This is a genomic window from Listeria rocourtiae FSL F6-920 (assembly GCF_000525975.1).
GTDB lineage: Bacteria > Bacillota > Bacilli > Lactobacillales > Listeriaceae > Listeria_A > Listeria_A rocourtiae.
The window spans coordinates 119,811-140,515 of record NZ_AODK01000006.1 but is presented as its reverse complement, the minus strand read 5'-3'; the positions used below and the strand labels follow the sequence as shown (position 1 = coordinate 140,515).

At 38.8% G+C, this 20,705-nt stretch carries 24 protein-coding genes, 1 tRNA gene and 4 pseudogenes; 11 read left to right on the top strand and 18 right to left on the bottom strand.

The features are described 5' to 3' along the window. Nucleotides 1-116: 116 nt before the first annotated feature. The 9 genes and pseudogenes from PROCOU_RS02775 to PROCOU_RS02740 form a co-directional block, all read right to left on the bottom strand. Complete coding sequence (locus PROCOU_RS02775; protein ID WP_036069499.1) at nucleotides 117-896, bottom strand: ribonuclease HII; 780 nt, start codon at nucleotides 894-896, stop codon at nucleotides 117-119. Further along, nucleotides 871-1,764: a ribosome biogenesis GTPase YlqF gene (ylqF, locus tag PROCOU_RS02770; RefSeq protein ID WP_036069498.1), complete on the bottom strand. Its 894-nt coding sequence runs from the start codon at nucleotides 1,762-1,764 to the stop codon at nucleotides 871-873. Before ylqF ends, PROCOU_RS02775 begins: the two co-directional genes overlap by 26 nt. A 13-nt stretch (nucleotides 1,765-1,777) precedes the next feature. Then, a complete protein-coding gene (gene sipZ / locus PROCOU_RS02765; RefSeq protein WP_036069497.1) occupies nucleotides 1,778-2,317 on the bottom strand; it encodes a type I signal peptidase SipZ in 540 nt (179 codons plus the stop codon). Between the two features lie 140 nt (nucleotides 2,318-2,457). Further along, nucleotides 2,458-3,043 (bottom strand): annotated as a pseudogene (gene sipX, locus PROCOU_RS02760) (type I signal peptidase SipX). A gap of 221 nt (nucleotides 3,044-3,264) precedes the next feature. Further along, nucleotides 3,265-4,524, bottom strand: coding sequence for an ATP-dependent protease ATP-binding subunit ClpX (gene clpX / locus PROCOU_RS02755; protein WP_036069496.1), 1,260 nt, complete (start codon nucleotides 4,522-4,524; stop codon nucleotides 3,265-3,267). Nucleotides 4,525-4,859: 335 nt separating this feature from the next. Then, on the bottom strand, nucleotides 4,860-6,155 hold the full coding sequence (tig, locus tag PROCOU_RS02750; RefSeq protein WP_036069495.1) for a trigger factor: 1,296 nt from the start codon (nucleotides 6,153-6,155) through the stop codon (nucleotides 4,860-4,862). A gap of 117 nt (nucleotides 6,156-6,272) precedes the next feature. Continuing rightward, on the bottom strand, nucleotides 6,273-6,641 hold the full coding sequence (locus PROCOU_RS16320; RefSeq protein ID WP_149023609.1) for a hypothetical protein: 369 nt from the start codon (nucleotides 6,639-6,641) through the stop codon (nucleotides 6,273-6,275). Between the two features lie 83 nt (nucleotides 6,642-6,724). Beyond that, entirely contained in the window at nucleotides 6,725-7,228 is a 504-nt protein-coding gene (locus tag PROCOU_RS16315) for a hypothetical protein (protein ID WP_051994138.1), read from the bottom strand. Between the two features lie 331 nt (nucleotides 7,229-7,559). Next, nucleotides 7,560-7,775, bottom strand: coding sequence for a helix-turn-helix domain-containing protein (locus PROCOU_RS02740; RefSeq protein ID WP_036069493.1), 216 nt, complete (start codon nucleotides 7,773-7,775; stop codon nucleotides 7,560-7,562). Between the two features lie 150 nt (nucleotides 7,776-7,925). Between PROCOU_RS02740 and PROCOU_RS02735 the strand changes: the two genes are divergently transcribed. From PROCOU_RS02735 to PROCOU_RS02720, 4 genes are all read left to right on the top strand, one after another. Further along, nucleotides 7,926-8,339 (top strand): helix-turn-helix domain-containing protein, encoded by a 414-nt coding sequence (locus PROCOU_RS02735; RefSeq protein WP_036069492.1) that lies wholly within the window; start codon nucleotides 7,926-7,928, stop codon nucleotides 8,337-8,339. A 93-nt stretch (nucleotides 8,340-8,432) separates the two neighbouring features. After that, a complete protein-coding gene (locus PROCOU_RS02730; protein ID WP_036069491.1) occupies nucleotides 8,433-9,620 on the top strand; it encodes a PrsW family glutamic-type intramembrane protease in 1,188 nt (395 codons plus the stop codon). Between the two features lie 103 nt (nucleotides 9,621-9,723). Further along, nucleotides 9,724-10,551: a glutamate 5-kinase gene (proB, locus tag PROCOU_RS02725; protein ID WP_036069490.1), complete on the top strand. Its 828-nt coding sequence runs from the start codon at nucleotides 9,724-9,726 to the stop codon at nucleotides 10,549-10,551. Next, a complete protein-coding gene (locus PROCOU_RS02720) occupies nucleotides 10,548-11,795 on the top strand; it encodes a glutamate-5-semialdehyde dehydrogenase (protein ID WP_036069489.1) in 1,248 nt (415 codons plus the stop codon). The genes proB and PROCOU_RS02720 overlap by 4 nt, the downstream gene beginning before the upstream one ends. Before the next feature lie 52 nt (nucleotides 11,796-11,847). Here the strand turns inward: PROCOU_RS02720 and PROCOU_RS02715 are convergent. Beyond that, a pseudogene (locus PROCOU_RS02715) lies at nucleotides 11,848-12,763 on the bottom strand (alpha/beta fold hydrolase). Nucleotides 12,764-12,913: 150 nt separating this feature from the next. On the opposite strand from PROCOU_RS02715, the gene PROCOU_RS02710 reads away from it, so the two are divergent. Both PROCOU_RS02710 and PROCOU_RS02705 read left to right on the top strand, forming a co-directional pair. Then, nucleotides 12,914-13,378 carry a hypothetical protein gene (locus PROCOU_RS02710; RefSeq protein WP_036069488.1) on the top strand — a complete coding sequence of 155 codons (465 nt, stop codon included), beginning with the start codon at nucleotides 12,914-12,916 and terminating at the stop codon, nucleotides 13,376-13,378. 141 nt (nucleotides 13,379-13,519) lie between these two features. Further along, entirely contained in the window at nucleotides 13,520-14,149 is a 630-nt protein-coding gene (locus PROCOU_RS02705; RefSeq protein WP_036069487.1) for a DUF1361 domain-containing protein, read from the top strand. Nucleotides 14,150-14,379: 230 nt separating this feature from the next. Here PROCOU_RS02705 and PROCOU_RS02700 read toward each other — a convergent pair whose 3' ends face one another. Continuing rightward, a complete protein-coding gene (locus tag PROCOU_RS02700; RefSeq protein WP_036069486.1) occupies nucleotides 14,380-14,703 on the bottom strand; it encodes an AzlD domain-containing protein in 324 nt (107 codons plus the stop codon). Continuing rightward, nucleotides 14,700-15,405, bottom strand: a pseudogene (locus PROCOU_RS02695) (AzlC family ABC transporter permease). Before PROCOU_RS02695 ends, PROCOU_RS02700 begins: the two are co-directional and overlap by 4 nt. Nucleotides 15,406-15,556: 151 nt before the next feature. Between PROCOU_RS02695 and PROCOU_RS02690 the strand changes: the two are divergent. The 4 genes and pseudogenes from PROCOU_RS02690 (at nucleotide 15,557) to PROCOU_RS02680 (ending at nucleotide 17,238) form a co-directional block, all read left to right on the top strand. Beyond that, complete coding sequence (locus PROCOU_RS02690; protein WP_036069485.1) at nucleotides 15,557-15,919, top strand: TetR/AcrR family transcriptional regulator; 363 nt, start codon at nucleotides 15,557-15,559, stop codon at nucleotides 15,917-15,919. Nucleotides 15,920-16,136: 217 nt separating this feature from the next. Continuing rightward, the gene (locus PROCOU_RS16310; protein WP_051994137.1) at nucleotides 16,137-16,466 is read left to right on the top strand and encodes an elongation factor G-binding protein; all 330 of its coding nucleotides are present in this window, start codon (nucleotides 16,137-16,139) and stop codon (nucleotides 16,464-16,466) included. Between the two features lie 19 nt (nucleotides 16,467-16,485). Further along, entirely contained in the window at nucleotides 16,486-16,779 is a 294-nt protein-coding gene (locus PROCOU_RS16305; RefSeq protein ID WP_051994134.1) for an elongation factor G-binding protein, read from the top strand. A 50-nt stretch (nucleotides 16,780-16,829) separates the two neighbouring features. Further along, nucleotides 16,830-17,238 (top strand): annotated as a pseudogene (locus tag PROCOU_RS02680) (VOC family protein). A gap of 54 nt (nucleotides 17,239-17,292) precedes the next feature. Here the strand turns inward: PROCOU_RS02680 and PROCOU_RS02675 are convergent. Next, nucleotides 17,293-17,745, bottom strand: a complete 453-nt coding sequence (locus PROCOU_RS02675) for a hypothetical protein (RefSeq protein ID WP_036069484.1) — start codon at nucleotides 17,743-17,745, stop codon at nucleotides 17,293-17,295. Between the two features lie 232 nt (nucleotides 17,746-17,977). On the opposite strand from PROCOU_RS02675, the gene PROCOU_RS02670 reads away from it, so the two are divergent. Then, nucleotides 17,978-18,067, top strand: a tRNA-Ser gene (locus tag PROCOU_RS02670). Nucleotides 18,068-18,113: 46 nt separating this feature from the next. On the opposite strand, the gene PROCOU_RS19220 is transcribed toward PROCOU_RS02670, so the two are convergent. The 5 genes from PROCOU_RS19220 to PROCOU_RS02650 all read right to left on the bottom strand — a co-directional run bounded on the left by PROCOU_RS19220 (nucleotide 18,114) and on the right by PROCOU_RS02650 (nucleotide 20,701). Then, nucleotides 18,114-18,338, bottom strand: a complete 225-nt coding sequence (locus tag PROCOU_RS19220; protein WP_425268382.1) for a YbaK/EbsC family protein — start codon at nucleotides 18,336-18,338, stop codon at nucleotides 18,114-18,116. Next, complete coding sequence (locus PROCOU_RS02665) at nucleotides 18,232-18,597, bottom strand: YbaK/EbsC family protein (RefSeq protein ID WP_425268381.1); 366 nt, start codon at nucleotides 18,595-18,597, stop codon at nucleotides 18,232-18,234. The genes PROCOU_RS19220 and PROCOU_RS02665 overlap by 107 nt, the downstream gene beginning before the upstream one ends. A 469-nt stretch (nucleotides 18,598-19,066) precedes the next feature. Then, nucleotides 19,067-19,285 carry a hypothetical protein gene (locus tag PROCOU_RS02660; protein WP_036069482.1) on the bottom strand — a complete coding sequence of 73 codons (219 nt, stop codon included), beginning with the start codon at nucleotides 19,283-19,285 and terminating at the stop codon, nucleotides 19,067-19,069. Nucleotides 19,286-19,307: 22 nt separating this feature from the next. Next, on the bottom strand, nucleotides 19,308-19,634 hold the full coding sequence (locus PROCOU_RS02655) for a hypothetical protein (RefSeq protein ID WP_036069480.1): 327 nt from the start codon (nucleotides 19,632-19,634) through the stop codon (nucleotides 19,308-19,310). 29 nt (nucleotides 19,635-19,663) lie between these two features. Then, nucleotides 19,664-20,701 carry a hypothetical protein gene (locus tag PROCOU_RS02650; protein ID WP_036069479.1) on the bottom strand — a complete coding sequence of 346 codons (1,038 nt, stop codon included), beginning with the start codon at nucleotides 20,699-20,701 and terminating at the stop codon, nucleotides 19,664-19,666. Nucleotides 20,702-20,705: the final 4 nt, after the last annotated feature.

Genomic DNA, 20,705 nt, shown 5'->3' with positions numbered 1-20,705 from the left:
ATTCCTCCTTTGCGTTTTTGTAAATTGTGTTAACAATGGAAAAAAGCAGTTTCAAACAGCAAAATCATCTCTCCTTATTTGAAAAGATAATCTTAGCTATTCCACTGCTTTTTCAACTACCCTTTATGGGCTAAAAAAATATTTTTCACTGGTGCAAAAGTTAAACGATGAATAGGACAAACTCCTTGCTTAGCAAGCCCTTCTAAGTGCACTTTCGTTCCGTACCCCATATTATTTACAAAACCGTAACCAGGAAATTCTGAATCAAACGCCACCATCATTCTATCGCGTGTGACTTTGGCAATGATTGAGGCCGCTGCAATTGATACGCTTTTACTATCTCCTTTTATTAAGGAAAGCTCGTGTTTACAATGATTTAAAGGCATCGCATCTATCAAACAAAAATCAGGTACCAGCCCTAGCGAATCAATCGCATCAACCATCGCTAACTTTGTCGCTTCGTAAATATTCACCGCATCAATAATTTCATGAGACTTAACACCTATTCCAATAGCTAATGCCTTAGCCAAAATATCCTCAAATAATTGCTCACGTTTCGCCTCGTTCAACTGTTTGGAATCATTGACCCCAATAACATCAAAATCAGCTGGTAAAATGACTGCAGCAGCGACCACTGGTCCAGCGAGTGGACCACGACCAACTTCATCAACCCCAGCTATTACCTTAAACCCCTTAGCTCTCGCTTCTTTTTCATAGTACTTCATGTCCTCCAGCTGCGTCAGTAGTGCCTCTTTTTTCATCTGTTCCCGCCTGAACGAAGAAACTAATTTCGCTACCCCTTTTCGCTCATCCAAAAGGCAGGATTGAAAAAATGGATCTGACTCGGATGTCACTGATTTCAATCGTTCTTTAATTATCGCTATTTTCTCGGCCATTCGCATCGTCCTCCGCTATCAAATCACTTGGAAAATCAAAGGAAACACGCCCCATTTTCTCTTGTCGCATCTCTCTAACTAATAGTTCAGCTGCCCGCGAATAATCCGGGTCACGATATCGATCAAAAATACCTCGACGCTCAGCAATCATTGCAAGTACTTCTGTTGTTTCCTCTGGTAAAACCTCGATTTGTAGCCAATTATGTAGCTTTTCTGGATAATTCTCTTCTAAAAACCGCAAACCAAATCCAGCAACTTCCTCCATATGCAACAAATCATCTTTAATTGCACCTGTCAAAGCCAGCTTATAGCCCACACGCTGATCTTCAAATTTTGGCCATAAAATCCCAGGCGTATCGAGTAATTCCAACGTTTTTCCGACTTTAATCCATTGCTGCGCTTTCGTTACACCAGGTTTATTTCCTGTTTTTGCGATATTTTTCTTTACTAGGCGATTAATCAACGTCGATTTTCCGACATTTGGAATACCTAAAATCATCGCTCGAATCGCTCTTGGTTTCATGCCACGGCTACGCTGACGTTCAAATTTTTCCGCCATCAAAGCCTCAGCAGCTCGCTCGATTTTATGCATTCCTTTACCTTCTTGCGCATTCACTGCAACTGCTGGCAACCCACGCTCAGCAAAATGATCAATCCATTCCTGTGTCACTTTCTCATCAGCCGTATCTGCTTTATTCAATATGATTACGCGCTTCTTCTGGTGAATAATCTCTTCTAGCATTGGGTTAGACGAAGAATAAGGAATTCTTGCATCCACCAGTTCAAAAATTACATCCACTAATTTCAATTTCTCTGTTACTTCACGACGGGCCTTTGCCATATGACCCGGAAACCATTGTATTGTCATAATAAACTCCTTTTTATCGTATAAACTTCGCATGCTCCAGCGGCCAATAGCAGATTGGGGTAGTCCCAAGTATTTTCGACTCAGGAATTGGCCCCATAATACGGCTATCCTTACTAGCACGCCGGTTGTCCCCCAAAACAAATACTGTTCCTTTTGGCACAACACCACCAGGAAGCACGCCTTCTGTACTAAAATCATCCGTCAATAAAGCATTGCCCAATTGCTTCTTATACTCGTCTAGGTAGGGCTCTTCCTGCTTTTCCCCGTTGATAAATAACTCGTCATTCTTATACGTTATCTTATCTCCTGGCACTCCAATAACTCGCTTCACATATTCACGGTCATCCTCTTTAAAAATAACTACATCAAAGCGATTCACATTCCCGAAGCGGTTAATAATGACACGGTCGCCATCATGCAACGTTGGCATCATTGACGAACCATCAACCATCACAGGCACAAAAAAGTAAAAACGGATTAGTACCGTTAAAAATACACCTAATACAATCGCCCAAGTCCAGCTCCATACTAATTTTAAAGTCTTTTCACTCAAATTGCCATCTCCCCTAAACCACTTGCTAGACTTATCATTTTCTTAATTCTCGTAGTTCTAAGTATACACTAAACAAATAAAAAAAAGCTTGCACATACTGCACAAACTTTTTTCAAAAAACTGATATAAATCCGTATTCCTTATTTTTGTAACGATTTTCCAAATGAAATGACTTTTCCTAACACTTTATCTTCGTCAATAAAGCCGATATAGCGACTATCCTTACTTATTGGACGATTATCACCCAGCACGAATAATTTACCTTCTGGTACCTTTGTCGCTCCACCACACGCTGGAATAGTTCCTAACGAGAAGTTTGGATTACCTTGTGCACCATCATTTAGTGTTGTTAAATAACCATTCGTCAAATCTTTCTTTGCCTCATCTAAATAAGGTTCGTCGTATTTTTTTACCATTGATATACAGTTGATCTTCTTTATATTCTACTGTGTCTCCTGGCAAACCAATCACACGCTTAATATATTCTGTGTCCTTCTCATCAGGAGCTGGAAAAACGATGATATCAAATCGATCAGGCCCCGTTACTTTATTAATAAATAAGTGCTCTCCATCATGCAACGTTGGGTACATAGAATCTCCAAAAACTGTAACTGGTGAAATCACAAAATAGCGAAGTGCCATAGAAAGAATTACAGCCACAAGGATTACTTGAACCCATCCCCATATTGCCTTACCTTTGCCACGACCAGTTTTTTTTAGTCTCATTAGTCTCACTATCCATATCCTCTAGTTCCTCTCTACAATTACTACTAAACACAAGTTAAAGTATAGCATGAAACACTTTAAAAAAAAACAGCAAAATATACCGTGCTCGAGTAATTCTAATCTATTTCTAATATACTAACTCTATCTTACCTACTGTTTACCCAATTCCTAAAAAGAAAAACGCTAAAATCCACAATCTGGACTTAGCGTTTTCAACTCCATCAAGCTGATGTTTTAATTGGTATAATAGAACCATCTTCTAATTGTAGCTGCGGCTCAGCGTCACCGGTAACCGCTTCTTTCGTAATGATACATTTCTTGATATCATCACGAGAAGGAATCTCAAACATAACTTCCAGCATAATATGCTCAATAATTGAGCGAAGTCCGCGTGCTCCAGTCTTACGAGCAATCGCTTCTTTGGAAATCTCAGATAAAGCTTCGTCTGTAAACTCAAGCTCTACATCGTCAAGTTCCAGCATTTTTTGATACTGCTTCACAAGAGCGTTTTTTGGCTGTGTTAAAATCGAGATTAGAGTCTCTTCATCCAATTGCTCAAGCGTTGCAATAACAGGTAAGCGACCAATAAATTCAGGAATAAGACCGAATTTCAATAAATCTTCAGGCACAACTTTGGAAAGATACGTTTCATTCTCTTTCAACTGCTCATTCTCTGTGCCAAAACCGATAACCTTTTCACCAAGGCGATTCTTAACAATTTGCTCCACGCCATCAAAAGCACCACCAACGATGAACAGAATATTCCCTGTATCAATTTGAATGAATTCCTGATGTGGGTGCTTACGTCCGCCTTGTGGGGGAACACTTGCAACCGTTCCTTCTAAAATTTTTAGTAATGCTTGTTGTACACCTTCACCAGAAACATCACGCGTAATGGATGGATTCTCTGATTTGCGTGCTACTTTATCGATTTCATCAATGTAAATAATACCTTTTTCAGCGCGTTCTACATCAAAATCAGCCGCTTGTATCAATTTTAACAGAATATTCTCGACATCTTCGCCGACATACCCTGCCTCTGTCAAACTCGTAGCATCTGCAATTGCAAACGGTACATTCAGAAGTCTAGCAAGTGTCTGTGCTAGCAATGTTTTACCACTACCAGTTGGGCCGATGAGACAAATATTACTTTTAGATAACTCTACTGCATCATCTGATTTTTCGTTAGAGTTAATACGCTTATAGTGATTATACACCGCAACTGCCAATGCTTTTTTGGCACGATCTTGACCGATGACGTAATCGCTTAAAATGCGGCGAATCTCTTGAGGTTTCGGCACATCGCCAAAGTCTACAAATTCAGACACATTTAATTCTTCTTCAATTATTTCGTTACATAATTCGATGCACTCGTCACAAATATACACGCCCGGTCCTGCAACTAATTTGCGAACTTGGTCTTGTGTTTTGCCACAAAAAGAGCATTTCAACGTTCCTTTTTCGTCATTAAATTTGAACAAGGTTTTCACCCCTTCTAATTAAGTGTTTTCATAAGCTCTATGTCTTATAAAACAAGCCTATGTCCGTTTATCATATCACTAGTTTGTGAGAAATGCTATTAAGAAACATTGAGCGGATTGCATACTTGCCATGTTTTCGTGTATGTTGTGGAGCTAATCAGCACAATTCGCTTCGTAAGAGTCTATTGAGGGTTACATGCTCTCTTCGTTCTCATGCATATTGCGACTCTATCTCAGCACAATTCGCTTCGTAAGAGTCGCAACAAAACAAAGGGCACAAGTCGAAACTCATGCCCCTTCTCAAACATACTAGCGAATTGTCTTGTTTCTTAAAATTACTCCGCTGCTTCCACTTCTTTTGCATTTTCTACTAAAAGATCAATCGCTTTACGGATTTTAAGGTCAGATTTCAATTCGTTCATATCGCCTAATGCTGCACGAACTGCTTCTACTTCCATGCTGTATTTGTCAGCAAGCGTTTTTACTTCTTCCTCAATGTCTGCCTCTGCTGGCGTAATGCCTTCAGCTTCAGCAATAGCTTCAAGAACAAGATTTGTTTTTACGCGTTTTTCAGCGTCTGTTTCCATTTGTGCATGCATCGCTTCTTCTGTTTGACCAGTGAATTGATAGTAAAGCTCAGGAGTTAGGCCTTGTGCTTGTAAATCTTGCGCAAAATGGTTCATCATGTGATCTGCTTCATGATGAATCATTGCGTGCGGAATTTCCACTTCTGCATTTTCTACAGCTTTTGCAATTGCATCATTTTGTTTCGCTTGTTTTACGCTCTCTTCTTTTGCTTCCTGTAGGCGTTTTGTTACTTTTTCTTTTAATTCAACGAGTGTTTCCACTTCTTCGTCAATGTCTTTTGCAAGCTCATCATCAAGTTCTGGAACTTCTTTTGTTTTTACTTCATGCACTTTGATTTTAAATACAACGTCTTGACCAGCAAGGTCTTCTGCATGATATTCTTCTGGGAACGTTAATTCGATATCTTTTTCTTCACCAGCTTTTAAGCCTACTACCTGCTCCTCAAACCCAGGGATGAATGATCCTGAACCCAGCTCTAATGAGTGATTGTCTGCTTGTCCACCTTCAAAAGCAACACCATCTTTAAATCCTTCAAAATCAAGAACAACTGTATCGCCATCTTCAGCAGGTGCATCTTCACGAACAACTAATTCCGCTTGACGTTCTTGCATGCTCTTAAGTTCAGCATCCACTTCTTCGTCTGTTAATTTCGCGTCTCGTGCTTCGACTTCGACACCTTTATAGTCGCCTAATTTCACTTCAGGTTTCACAGTTACTTCTGCTGTCAATACCCAAGCTGCATCTTTTTCCATAGATTCTACATTGATTTGCGGGTTGTCTACTGGATCAATTCCAGATTCTTCGACAGCTGCTGCATAAATCTCTGGCAACATGATATCTAGAGCATCTTGATACAATGCTTCTTCTCCAAAACGTTGATTGAAAATTTGACGCGGCACTTTTCCTTTACGAAAGCCTGGTACATTTAGATTTTTACGAACTTTCTGGAATGCTTTATCCATCCCTACTTTAATTTGATCTTGGTTGATTTCGAAAGTTAATGTACCAACATTACCTTCTTTTTTTTCCCACTTTACTGACATGGTATTCCCTCCATACATCTATTTACTGGTTATTAGTCTTGATTCCTCAATACTTATTTCAGTCACACTCACCATAATAACATAAAACTTATCTACTTGAAAACTACTATCCACTAGTTAAAGCAGATAATTTTGCTGTGCTTGCTCTATTTTCTCAATAAATTTGATTGCTTCTATTAGCTCTTGCTGATTTATATCAGGGTTATCACGCCAAAATTCGCCGTACATCTGTGACAACCACTTGCTATACGCTTCGCTCCAAAGCTCGGTATCAGTAATCGGAAATTGAAACGGGTACATGAGAAAAAGGTGTTGTTGCACAATCGCTTGTAGCTGTTCTAAAAGGCTTGGGTTGGAATGCTCCCAACGACATACTAACTTTTCGATTAGTTCTTTAATAAAAGCTCCATCACCCAGAAGCGAGGTGTCACTCGGATTTACCTGCTCTTCCATTCCGACCTTCTTCACTAAAAAACTCTTATCCACTTTTTTTTCCTGCAGTAGTTCAAAAACCATTGATTTTACGTACGGTGAGGTTGTAGCATCTTTTAAAAATAAAGCGAAAGACTCTACGTAAGGTTCAACATCATGAAAACGAGCCTGTTGAAGAAATTCCAATTGCTCCGATGTCCCCCACTCAAAAAAAAATTCGTAATACTTCGTCTCGGCTTGATTTTTTTGGGAAACGGAATAACATTACTTTCTTCTTGCATTCCATTTGTTTCAAAATCATTCAATTGTGCCTCTTTTTCTAGATGCTGTTTCACCAAACTAAAGTACGTGTCCATTTCGTTTACAGCTAAATAAGTAGCCGACAGTTCTCCTAGTATAGACTTATTACAGCCATCCATCATTAAGAAAGCCTGCCCCACCTCTTTTGCTTCTTCAAAAGCTTGTTTAGCATTGTAAAATTTAATAAGTGCATAGACTACTTCTTCATTGCACGGTTGCTCCACATATGCCTGTTCTAAAAATTTCTGTACTGTGTATTCCTCATCTTCACTCAGAATCCGGATGCCATTCTTTAGAAACTGCCTTACAATAGTAGGGAAAATAATATCTGACTCTTTCATAACATAAAAACCCCTCACGGAATAAGTCCATTTTTATAATGCATAACGCTTTAATCTATTTAAACATTCCTTTTCGCGTCTTCATTTGACTCTATTTTACACGATTTTTTGTCTAGTTGAAATTCTTTTTTTTGTTTTATTTTTTTGGACACAAAAAAAAAAACGTGACAACTCGTCACGCCCAGATATCGACAAACATTCGTATGCTTCGTGCTGGTACTTACTTTCGCCTAAAAGCTAATCATTTATTGCACGTTGGAATTCTGTGGGACACCATGTAAGTAGCTTTCCTACAGTCTGAGCGTAACAAATTGTGACGATTTGACGGGGACTATTTGAAAAAATCTTCTTGCTTACAGCGTAAAATCTCTGCTAGAACTGCCGCTTTCTCCGCCGTTAATCGAACCATTCCCTTCTCGAGATTAGAGTATCCAGAACTGTACTTATAGCCAAGCTTCCTTGAAATAAACGCTTGCGAAATACCTAGAGATTCTCTTCTCTTTCTTACTTTCGCCCAATTGATTTTCTTGTCTGCAATTGCTTTCATATGAATCGCTCCATTCTACTCAATTTGTGTTTATAAAATAATAATATCAACTCTAATGGTTTATGTCAAACTCATATAATTCATTTTGTGTAACAAAATAGCTGTATTGTGTAAGTTATGATATAATAACTTCTAAAAGGAGTGATTAAGATGCCAAAGTTAAACCATCGATTAACCATTTTAAGAGAGCAAAAAGGCTGGTCAAAAGCAGAGACCGCAAGGCGGCTCGGTCTAAATGCAACATCAACATACGGTAATTGGGAATACGGCATTCGCGAGCCTGACATTGACATGTTGCGCCATATTTCTATGCTATTTGATGTTTCTGTTGATTATCTTGTTGGTCAAAAAGATGATTCTGATTACAAGCCGAGTGAAATTGAAAAGCATCCAGATATCGCAAAAAAGCTCGAACAAATTAGACAACACCTTCGTTTTGAAGACAGCATAGAACTAGATGGTAAGCTTCTGAATCCCGAAGTTATTAAATTTATTAATGATACGATTTTATTTCTGTTGAAGCAGTCGAAAACCCTCAACAAAGCGTTTCAGCAAAATCATTAATCTTCGTTTTTTCTATATATATTAAGTTTCAATCTATTCATTTTGTGGAATGAAGGTAGGAGACTATAATATAAATAAAGGGAGGCGATCCATTTGTCTCATTGGTATTTCAAAAAAAATGACAAGACAATTGGTCCATTAACAGATTATGAACTTAGAACACTTTACAAAAGAAAGGAAATAACTGCCGAGACAAAGATGCGTCAAGAAAAAGACGGAGCATGGTTGTTATTAAAAGATACACCTGTCTTTCGAACTATTCACGATGCAACAAAAGAACCTAAACAAGCGACAAATCAAAACCACCATTCGTACAAAAAAACAGGCGCACAGCATTTAGGTTTAGGTGACATTTTTGCTGATGTTTTTAAAAAGCATCCAAAATCGGACAGTGAGAAAGTCTTTATTGCAGGAACCACTTATACGACACCGAACGAAGCAGATATAGCATCTTCATGGACGAGACCATTTCTATTTTCTCGTGTGTTTTTCGCACTAGCTATTACTTATTTACTTTTATTTGCTTGTACTTACATCTTTTCAAACTCGAATACGATTCCTGGTCTAATGGTAATCGGATCGTTCACAATGCCCTTTTCAGTGCTCGTTCTATTTTTCGAAATCAATGCTCCGCGGAATATTAGTTTTTTTGATGTACTGAAAATGTTCTTTATTGGTGGGGTTGCAGCGCTTGTTGCTACGCTTATCTTGTATGATTTGATTCCAGTTGGCAAACTTAACTATTTTAACGCCTTCTTAGTTGGAATCATTGAAGAAACTGGAAAAATGCTCATTGTCGCCCTCTTCATCGTAGCATTAAAACCGAAATACATTTTAAATGGCTTGCTAATCGGGGCAGCTGTAGGAGCTGGCTTTGCCGCTTTTGAATCGCTTGGCTATGCGTTTAACTACAGTATTGAAGCCGCAGCCGTTTTCAAAAACCTCCAATTTGCAGGTGATACAATGTTAAATATTATCTTCTCTCGTGGATGGCAGTCAGTTGGTGGTCATGTCGTTTGGGCCGCTATTTCTGGAGCAGCATTAATGATTGCAAAAGGAGCCAATCCAAAACTTCAAATGCGCCATATATTCACCGGTTCATTTCTTAGCCTATTCATCATTCCAATTGGTCTACATTTCATTTGGGATTGCCCTTGGAACCCGCTGCCACAAATCGCTTTCAAGCAAATTTTACTTATCGTGGTGGCTTGGGTTGTTATCTTCTCACTTATCAACAAAGGTTTACGTCAAATTTCAGAAAAAAAACTTACAAAAGCATAAATTCGCGACCTGTTCTATCTTTTTTGATAGAATGGGTTTTTTTGTACGCTAAAATAGTGTACAATGAATGGAATATAATTTGACTTAAAAAGGAGATTATTATATGCGTACAACTTTAAAGAACTGCCAACGCATTGTGATAAAAGTCGGAACTAGTACGCTCATGTACCCGAATGGAAATGTAAATTTACGAACTATTGAAAAATTAGCTATGGTTCTCAGCGACCTGTGTAATGAAGGGAAAGAAGTTGTGCTCGTTTCTTCTGGCGCCATCGGTGTTGGCTGTCACAAACTACAACTGGCAACCCGCCCTACTACGATTCCTGAACAACAAGCGATTGCAGCGGTTGGTCAAAGCGAATTGATGCATATTTATAGTAAATTTTTTGGAGAGTACGGCCATACAGTTGGTCAAGTTTTGCTGACCCGCGATGTCATTGATTATCCTGTCAGTCGCAAAAATGTTATTAATACGTTCAACAAGCTGTTAGAAAATGAGATTGTCCCGATTGTCAATGAGAATGATACGGTTGCAATTGAAGAAATCGAACATCTCACAAAATTTGGCGACAATGATCGTTTGTCTGCAATTGTTGCTGAAGTTATCCAAGCTGATTTGTTGATTATGTTGTCTGACATCGATGGTTTTTATGATAGTAATCCTAATGAAAACCCAGATTCTACAATGTTCACAGAAGTGAATCAAATCACACCGGAATTGTTGGCTTTAGCTGGTGGAAAAGGCTCTGAGTTTGGAACTGGTGGCATGTTAACTAAGCTCAATGCCGCCGAAAGAATTTTGAAAAATGGCGGGAAAATGGTACTAACAAACGGGAATAATCCTAGCACTATTTTTGATATTATGAATGGCGACTTGATTGGAACATTGTTTGCCACGAAAAATCTCGTGAAGGAGGAAAATACACGATGAGTGAACTAACTTTAAAAGGGCAACAAGCAAAAGCAGCAGCATTGGTCTTGTCACAAGCAAAAGCGAAAGTAAAAAACGAGGCTCTTCAGGCGCTATCTGTTTCTCTAATCGCTAACACAACGATGATTTTAGAAGCCAATGAGAAAGATTTAGCTACTGCTGCTGAGAACGGTATTCGTGATGCAATGCTCGATCGATTGCGCTTGACACCTGAACGAATTGTAGATATTGCAGAAGGCGTGAAACAAGTAGCGACTCTTGCTGACCCGATTGGTGAAGTGACACATATGTGGAAGAACGAAGCTGAGTTGACAATCGGAAAGCAACGTGTCCCACTGGGGGTCATCGGTATTATTTATGAATCTCGTCCAAACGTCACAGTGGATGCTGCTGTTCTTTGCTTTAAAACAGGTAATGCGACGATTCTCCGCGGGGGAAGTGAGGCCTTTCATTCAAACCTTGCCCTTGTGCGCGTGATTCGCGATTCCTTAGCAAGTTCTGGCTTCCCTGCAGATGCTGTACAGATTGTAGAAGATACGTCACGAGAGACAGCACAACAGTTGATGAAACTAAATGCTTATCTCGATGTGCTCATTCCGCGTGGGAGCGCCCGTTTAATCCAAACTGTCCTGGAAAAAGCCACCGTCCCTGTAATCGAAACGGGAACAGGTAATTGTCATGTATACATTGATAGTGAAGCGCGACAGGACATGGCTACAAAGATCATCGTAAACGCAAAAGCAAGTCGTCCATCTGTTTGCAACGCTGCTGAAACGCTACTCATCCACGAAGCTGTAGCTCACGAATTTTTACCATCAATTATTGCCCAACTGCGTGCAGAGAATGTCGAAATTCGTGGCGATGAGCTTGTTGCTTCCATCGTTTCTGATGTAATTCTAGCGACTGAACTAGATTGGGAAACAGAATATGCCGATTATATTTTAGCGATTAAGGTCGTTTCTGGCACAGATGCTGCGATTGCTCACATTAACAAATACGGCACCAAGCATTCCGAAGCTATTGTTACGGATAACTATTTCACGAGTCAAAAATTCTTACAGCAGGTCGATGCTGCTGCTGTATATGTCAACGCCTCCACTCGCTTCACCGATGGCTTTGAATTCGGCTTCGGTGCAGAAATAGGTATTAGCACCCAAAAATTACATGCTCGCGGTCCGATGGGATTAAACGAGTTGACATCTACAAAATATATTATTTACGGAGAAGGCCAAATCCGGGAATAGGAAAAACAGCGAATCAACACGCGATACCAGTTGATTTGCTGTTTTCTATTATCTAAACATATTTTCTATACCAAAAAGCAACATCTTCAAAAACTTGCTCTTTATTAATCTCATTCGTTAATTCATGCCGCGCATCCTCATAAATTTTTAACGTTACATCTTCCACATCAGCTTTTTCAAATTTCACTGCTAGTTTAGGTACATCTTTTCCAAGGTGACCTACCGGATCTTTACTTCCTGAAATAAGTAGTAGTGGTAGATTTTTTGGCGTTTTCGAGATAGTGACTGGATTTTGTGATTGTTCTATGCCTAAAAGTAAACTATGATAAAACCCGAGAGAGCCAACGACTTGCCCACCGAACGGGTCTTCCATATATGCTTCGTGCACTGCTTTATCTCTGGAAAGCCAGCTAAATGGATGTTTTTCTGCAATGAACTCCCGATTAAAACCATAAAACGATAATTTATGCAGAATTTTGCTACGTTTAGTTTCATTTTTTTTTTGCGCGAAGCTTAGCGTAAAACAGTCCGGATTTCAACAGGGGATCTGGTTGCAAGCCGCTACCTGCTAAAACCGCTGCATCTACTTTGTACTGTGTGATAAGAACACGCGTGACAAAGCTTCCCATACTATGGCCAAAAAGGAGATGCGGCAAATTGGGGTATCGTGCTTTGATGAATGTTGCGACTGTCTCTTCGTCCGACACCATCGCTTCGAAGCCATCTGGAAAAGGCAAATGACCAAGCTTAGAGGAATCTTCTGCACTCTTACCGAAGCCGCGATGATCATCTGCTACCACTATGAACCCTTGCTTATTTAAATACGTCGCAAATTGGCTGTATCTCGCACCATGTTCTGCCATTCCATGAATAATTTGAACAATACCAGCTGGTGCGGTCACTTGCTCCCAAATATGTACGTGCAGCGCTAATTGGTCGTGTGTTTCTATTTTTACCTCTGTATGCATTGTATCCCTCCTATTATCACATAATTCCATTATACATGAGACTTTATCTAATTCCTAAATATGCTACCTATTTCGCTTAATTTTTAACACTCTTAAACTTGCTCACATAATCACAATATGGTAAAATAAAAACACGAAGGAGATGTTGACATGACAAAAGAAATCGCGCATTTACAAATGTTTGATTATGTTTTGAAGAAATATGCTAACAAGGAGCTTTTTGCTAATACACGCATGGTCGTGGAGATGGACGGAAAGCTTTGGACCGGTGATTTTCTAATTTTAGATGATTGTCATATTCTTGAGATTGACTGGGAAGATAATGGTTATACGCAAATTGAGCTGACTCGCGAATCCATTAATAGTACGTTTGATGAAGCTATTAAAGTTTCAAATGTGAATGTCAGTCAGAATCGGATTGACGCCAAAATTGCGTCATTGAAGCAGCCTGAAATATTGTATCAAGAGATTAATCACTTTATTAATACGGTTGAGAATACAAACACCAATCTAAAACCACTCCTATATAATGCATATTGTCTTGATATACGTGTAAAATTGCCTTTCTTAGATATTTCAAATAAAGATATGCTTTTGGTATCATTAACAACATAATAAGTACGAGCGGTGGTTTTTTATTGCTACTGCTTTTTTATTACAATTTTGTCACTTCAAGAACCTATTTTGTCATCTGAATCGATGGTTTGGAGTTATTTCGATTGGTAAGCTTATTCTAGGATAGGAGTGATTCCATTGATGAAATGGTGTAGATTTTTTCTAGTTTTGTATGTTATGTATATTTTTTTTGTTTTGGATGGCTATTATTTTTTAGTACTGAATATTTCATTAGCCTACATCCCTTTTGAATTAGCAGCTTTGGTTTATCAAAAAGAAAGGAAACCGTATGTTTTTTGGCCAATTGCATTCGTATGGTTGCTATTCTTCCCAAATTCCCCGTATTTGTTAACGGATTTTTTTCACTTAGAGAATTTGCACATTAACGCAGCAGAGGTTGGCGTATTTTCTAATAACCCCTATATTTGGGAGCGATTCACCGTGATGACAGTAGGCGTTTGTTTTGGTTTGTATACGGGGTTTGTCTCGTTAAAATGGATGTTGGACGAGTGGTTGATTCGTTTTAAAACGACCAATAATGTGTTTTATTGGGCTACATTTGTGTGTATTTCCGTATTATCTGGGTACGCGATTTACTTGGGACGCTTTGCACGACTGCATTCTGTTCATCTGTTCACCGATCCGCTTCATTCCATACAGCAGATGCTAGCTGTGTTTTCATATCAGATGGTATATTTTATTGCTTGTTTCATGGTAATTCAGACACTTGTCTATCTTATATTTTTAAAATTCCCTGACAAAAAAGATTAGCGAAGTGACTTCGCTAATCTTTTTAATTAATCATCGGGTGTGGATTTGCACCACACAAACTCTTATTTAAAGCTTATCTTGTTTAAATGTACTTTATTAATGTTGCTTTGCTTCGAAGTTCTTTGCAACTAAATGCGTCTACCTATTCCGCCACCGATAATGTTGTTTTGAATAACGATATTAATGATAGCACAAACTTGGTAATAATGCAAGGTTTAAATGATGATTTCTCAAAAAATGAGGCGAAGCAATGCCATCATCACCACACCAAGAATCACGGTCCAAAGCAAACTTCGTGTGAGAAGTGAAATGATTAGAGTACCTATAACCGCGAGTAGTTCTAGCCAGTGAACTTGAAATCCTTGGACACTATTTGATATGAAACTTTCGATAACTAGTGCACTGAAAATACATAGTGGGATGTAGCTTAACCATTTGAGAACTGGCTCAGAAATCCGCATATTCCGCATAACGAGGAATGGTAGCATTCTAGGAATTGCTGTTACGAGGCAACAACCTATCAGTATGAGAATAAATCCATAACTAATGCTCAACGGTCAGTCACCACCCCAATAGTAGCAACAATTAGCGTTGATAAAACAACAGCAACATTTGTGGAAACAAAAAAAAGATAAGCCTATCATAAAAATAATCATATACAAAATTAAGAATAAAATATGACGTAGCTTTGATTTTGGTACGCTTTGCAATTGAAATACAAAGAGTGCGACGAACATCGCTGTGAGTGCAAAATCAAGACCAAATACAGTTGGGTTTGGTATCATTTTACCAATGAGACCACCTAATGCGCAGGAGGAAATCCAAACTAGGTAAGCTGTTATGTTTAAGCCATTCATCCAGGATGCATAAATGGGCTCTTTTTTCGCAAGTTTCATCGCAGCAACGCCAAAAGATTCATCTGTAATGAGGAGGCTAATTCCGATATTTTTGAGCATGGAATCTTTCTGAAAATGTGGTGCCAACGTCGCACCTAATAAAAAATGGCGAAAGTTAACGATAAAAGTGGTAACAATAATCGCTAGCGTCGTGCTGTTCGTTAAAAGCATCGCACAGATAATGAACTGTGCTGCTCCTGCATATATAAAGATGGCTAGCAGTGTAACCTCTAGCACACTTAAATCGGCTGCCACACCAGCAACACCCGCTGCAATACCAATGCTTATGTATCCTAGTAATGTTGGAATACAATCTTTTACGCCTTGTCTAAAGGTAATATTCCTCACTTGTTCTGACATGTGTTTCCCCCCTTTTCTTCTTCAATTATCATCCTATCAAAATTTAGTACCTATGGCTAGATACTCTTGACATTTTAGTAATCTCGTTTTATACTTTCAAAAAATGACTTTGAAGTCAAATTATGACTCAGTGTTTAAAGGTGGCCTCTAAATGAATTGGAAGGAAAAACAAAAGTACGACCGAGAACAACTTGTTCTGGCGCAGGCTGAAAGCATGTTGGTTCAAAATGTGGATAGTCAACTAAATATGGATGAACTCGCGCTTGCTGTGGGTATTTCGAAGGGAACACTTTATAATCATTTTACGAATAAAGATGCGATTATCGCGCGGATCATGGAAAGGAATGCACAATATTTTTTGCAGATGATGCGGGAAACGATGATTAATGTGGATGATAGCATGATGAAATTGAAAACATTGATTCGCAAGATTATTCAAAATCCCTATTTCACCTTTGTTTTACAGAATAAACCTAATATGACCGAAACAACAGAACTTGTAAAAATTTTTTGAGCAGATAACGGAGGAGCTCGGTGTTCTATTTACGCATTTACAGGAGCAGGAATTACTCCATGCTGTTTACCCTACCCCTTTTTTAGTTGCGTATTTTATTCATTTATTTGATCCTGCTATCATTGCTCATTTATTGAAAGAAGGCGTCCTAGAAGATCAAATCGTTACTTTAACCGAGCGATTTTTCTTCCAAGGAGTCCAAAAGGAGATGTAACGAATGAACGCTTTTATAACAAATGCAAATTATCATTTTATTTTAAAACAAGCTACAAATGCTTTCTACGGTGCACAAAATACAAACGATGAAGGTGTTAAGAATGCACTACGTTTTTCGTGTATCGATAAGGCTCAGGCGATTTTTGAAGAACTGGAGGTGGAGCAGGGACAACTGATCGGTAAAATATTCCATATTCATTCAGAGGAAGAACTCGAAGCTTTTGGTGCGAAATTACAAGAATTCCTGATTCCCTTCCCTCTTGTGACTGATGCTACAATTAAAAAACTGTTTCCGAAAGTGAAAAAAACTGAAGCTCCCTACCCTGTCTGATGAAGAAATAAAACAACTTGTGTTTCTTGGATGGAACGACACTAGCGCTCAGAAAAAATTTATTATCGCTAAACATGATGGAAAATTAACTGGCATTCAAGGCAATTTCACCCCTACTTCTAAAAAAGGAATCTGTGCATTTTGCCATCAAAATGAGCGTGTAGGCTTGTTTAAAGCAGATATTAAAACAAAAGGAAGCACAGATAATTTTCGCGCGATTGGCCAGTATATTTGTGCAGATAGCCTCACTTGTAGTAGTAATGTTCAGAGCACGAACCGCCTAGACGCTTTTATTCATGAATTGAAATCTTGATTTTCGGGTATATTAATAGGTGTAAATCAATATACAAGGAGGTATAGAATATGACCGTCCAACCAAATATGCTGTTTGTCAATTTGGCAGTTAAGGATTTAGATAAGTCTATCGAATTCTTTACGGCACTTGGATTCAAGTTCAACCCGCAATTCGCCAATGAAGATGCTACATGTATGATTATTAATGAGGGTGCATTTCTGATGTTACTAACCGAGAAATTTTTCCAAGGTTTTACTAAGAAAAAAAATTGCTAATCCACATACAACAACAGAAGCAATCACCTCAATTTCAGTCAATAGCCGCGAAGAAGTGGACCAATTCGTAAAAAAAGCGCTCGCTGCAGGTGGAACTGAGTCGAATGAGTTTATGGATGAAGGGTTTATGTATAGTTGGAGCTTCCAAGACCTAGACGGACATTTGTGGGAAGTGTTTTATATGGCTCCAAGCAACGATTAATAGTTGAACAAAAAGATAGCGCCTGAGCATAATCCGGCGCTATCTTCTTCGTACCTATTCCTTTGCATAATCGCTATAACCCTGCAGAATAAACGGCATGATTATATCGTGAAATGTCTTTAGTTCGTTTAAATAATAGTTAATTTCTTGATTAGTAACTTCCATGGCACCTTCTTGTTTTCGTTTCATTAAAAAGGCCTCCATTGCCGCCTCAAAGGAATCACGATTTCGCAACGCATCTTCCTTCTTGAGCCCATTTTGCGCTTCGGCTTTCCCAAGATTATAGTAGTCTAGTTGAGAATAACCACCACCGCTAATGGCCCTTAAGCCGTTCGAGACAGTTCTGACAATGGCAGTCCGATATAGTTGTATAAATTCCGGGTGCTCTTGCAAAACTTGATCGTTCATGTCTGTGCTGTAATAATTATCAAACCAAAATTCGGCAAAACGAAAAATTTCCTTCGAAAAAAGCCTTGTAATCTCATTAGATATCAATTTTTCTTGCATTTATAGTCCACCTTCTGGTTATAAGACATACTATAATTGTACGTTTAATTTTAATCAGATGCAACATTTTTTGTAATATATATTATTAAAATAAGTCTATTATGTGAACTGATAAACTTTCCGCAATTGTACTACTTACCAATGTATGCTTCTAAAAAAATATTTATGCATATTTTTTAATTTAGGTATTGGCAAACGAAAAAAATCATGATACAATAAGTCTTGTGTTTACGGAGGAATACCCAAGTTTGGCTGAAGGGATCGGTCTTGAAAACCGACAGGCGGGTAAGACCGCGCGGGGGTTCGAATCCCTCTTCCTCCTTCAATGAAAAAGATTCGAGTCTCATTGACTCGAATCTTTTTTTTGTCTACATAGTTCGACTGATGGAAACAAATTGCACCTGTATGACTTCTGCTAAAGCTTGCGGATTCAACCCGACTTGAAACCCTCTTTTACCAGCTGATATTAGAATTCTTTCTTGTGATTCAGCTACATCCGCGATAAAAGTAGGAAATTGTTTCTTCATACCGATTGGCGAGCAACCACCGCGTATGTAACCTGTGACGCTTTCTAAATCCTTTATTGGTAGCATTTCCATTTTTTTTATTTTGGCTTACCTTGGCTAATAACTTCAAATCAAGTTCTTGATTTCCTGGAATACATGCCACGACAACACCAGTTTTGTCTCCTTTTGTCACGAGGGTTTTATAGATTATTTCCGGTGGTAAACCTAAATCTATCGCCACTGTAACTGCATCAATATGTTTATCTTGGAATGGAATTTGATAGAGTTTATATTTTATTTTCCGCTGATCTAAGATTCTGCCAACGTTTGTTTTTTGTATTCCCATCTCTTAATTCCTCCATAAAAAATCGATATCATTCTGACTAGGATAAAACCGAGGTTGAGACATAACCCAGACAAATCGGCTCTCAAGCGCTCGCATTGTTGGGACTGTTCGAAATGAAATGAGTTACAGTCCCAATATGCATGCGAGCAAAGCGAGCATGTAATCCTTCCCGACTGTTCGAAATGAAATGAGCTAGAGCCCCAATATGCCTATGAGCATCGCGAATAGGCGACCCTTTTTACGGTTCTCCTACGCTGACGCTTCGCATAACTTCTTACATGGTCGGGGATAAGACTCCCTCCCTGTTTTCAGTCATCATGTACAGTCGTACACTCCGCTTTGTTGTGGTTCTTTGAAGCAAAGCGAATTAGAACCTCAATATGCAAAGGAATGGAATGAGTTTACCATCCTCATTTCCCCTTGAATAACAAACGCTTTCGCTCGATTTGTATGAAGCAAAATTTTCGTCCTACCCAAGAAGTGGTAGAGCGATTTTTATCTCGCCTAGAGTTTTATCCCAAACTCCATTCGCCAAACTCCATTCGCCAAACTCTGATGCATTTACTAATTGTACGCGTTCTCGATACTGCGAACTAAACTGCGCACCCAATTCTAGCTCTAAGTTCACCACTTCGGCAAGCGATGCACCATTTTTCTGCGTCGCGCTTTTTGAAACATAGCGTTCCATAACTAATACCTCCAATAAAAACTCAAATCAACTTAGCAATAAAAGCATTCGTCCCTAAATAAACGCTACCAAAAATAATCATCAACGCAATAGACCAGCCATCTGTCGTAAAATAAAGCACCGCCAATACCACAAATGTCAAAAACTGCACGATAACAGCTAGCTTCATTTTAAATAAACTCGTAGCATCCACCGTCTCTTCTCGCAGAAACGCTTTCGTTTTCTTTAGAAAAATGACATCGTCAATCTTTGCTGGTTTCCCTTTCACACAAAAATAAGCCACCATACTTAAATAATATCCAAATATTAATGTAAAGAAGGCAATAATCGCCCATAAAATCATGTCCATTTACCTCATTCTCCTATCCCTTTTAATGCCTATTCCAAACAAACTGCAACCTGGCCATCCATCACTAATACGATGCATTTACCGTCCTCATTCAATTCAAACACCGGATAGTAATAAGATGTCAACAACTTATTCCAAAAACTTTGATTCTGCTTTTTCTCATACGTAACAGTTGGCTCACTACCATAAAACAAATACGATATATCCGTCAAACTTTCATTATGGCACTTTGATAACACCGCTTCCCGTTTAGCTTTTGGAATTGCACCAGACACAAGCCAACCGTTCTGCTTTTCAAATGGAATCTTCTCTTTTTTAAAGAAGTCATCTAAATCTTCTGTTACAATAACTTGTACCAATTCCTCATCATGAATAGCGTCAATTTCAACACGGGCCCGTGATGCTTTCACAATCGATGGATCTGATAATAATTGCCCCGTTACCTGATTAAATTGAGACGACGGTGGTAATTTAAAATCTGAAAGTAATTCCTCTGGTATTTCTAGCATCGGCGCTTCTTCAATCTCATCAATGAGCGGTACTCGTTCCCCTGCCATGCGCTTCCTCAAAACAGCATTAAAATCCTCTGCAACCGCATCATTTTGCGCACAAACTAACGCTACACGCTGATCATCCATTAAAAATAACGCAACGGCATCATCTTGCAAATAAAACGCTAGATTCCACTCATGCTTCTTTTTCAACTGCACTTTATCCAGTTTCGGCTGGCATTCCTTCATCAAAAACACTGTCATATATTCCACGCCTTTATTCACATAAAAACCTTCTATCAAAAAGGTAGCATCACGTAAACTAGGAAAGGGAACGAAAATTTGGTGCCCATAAACATGATATAACGTTCCTCTTTCCTTAAGCACAGCCTCCAAATGCTTATCAAAATCCATAATAATCGTTGCTACATCATTTCCACAAATAGCTAATAAATCCTCAGGTCCGTCTTCACTATACGCCCAATCAAACGTAACTTCATACACCGACTTCGCATTCGGAATTAAATCAAACTCCAACTCATCTGTCATCTTAACAATGCCTTCAATTTTCCCCATATGT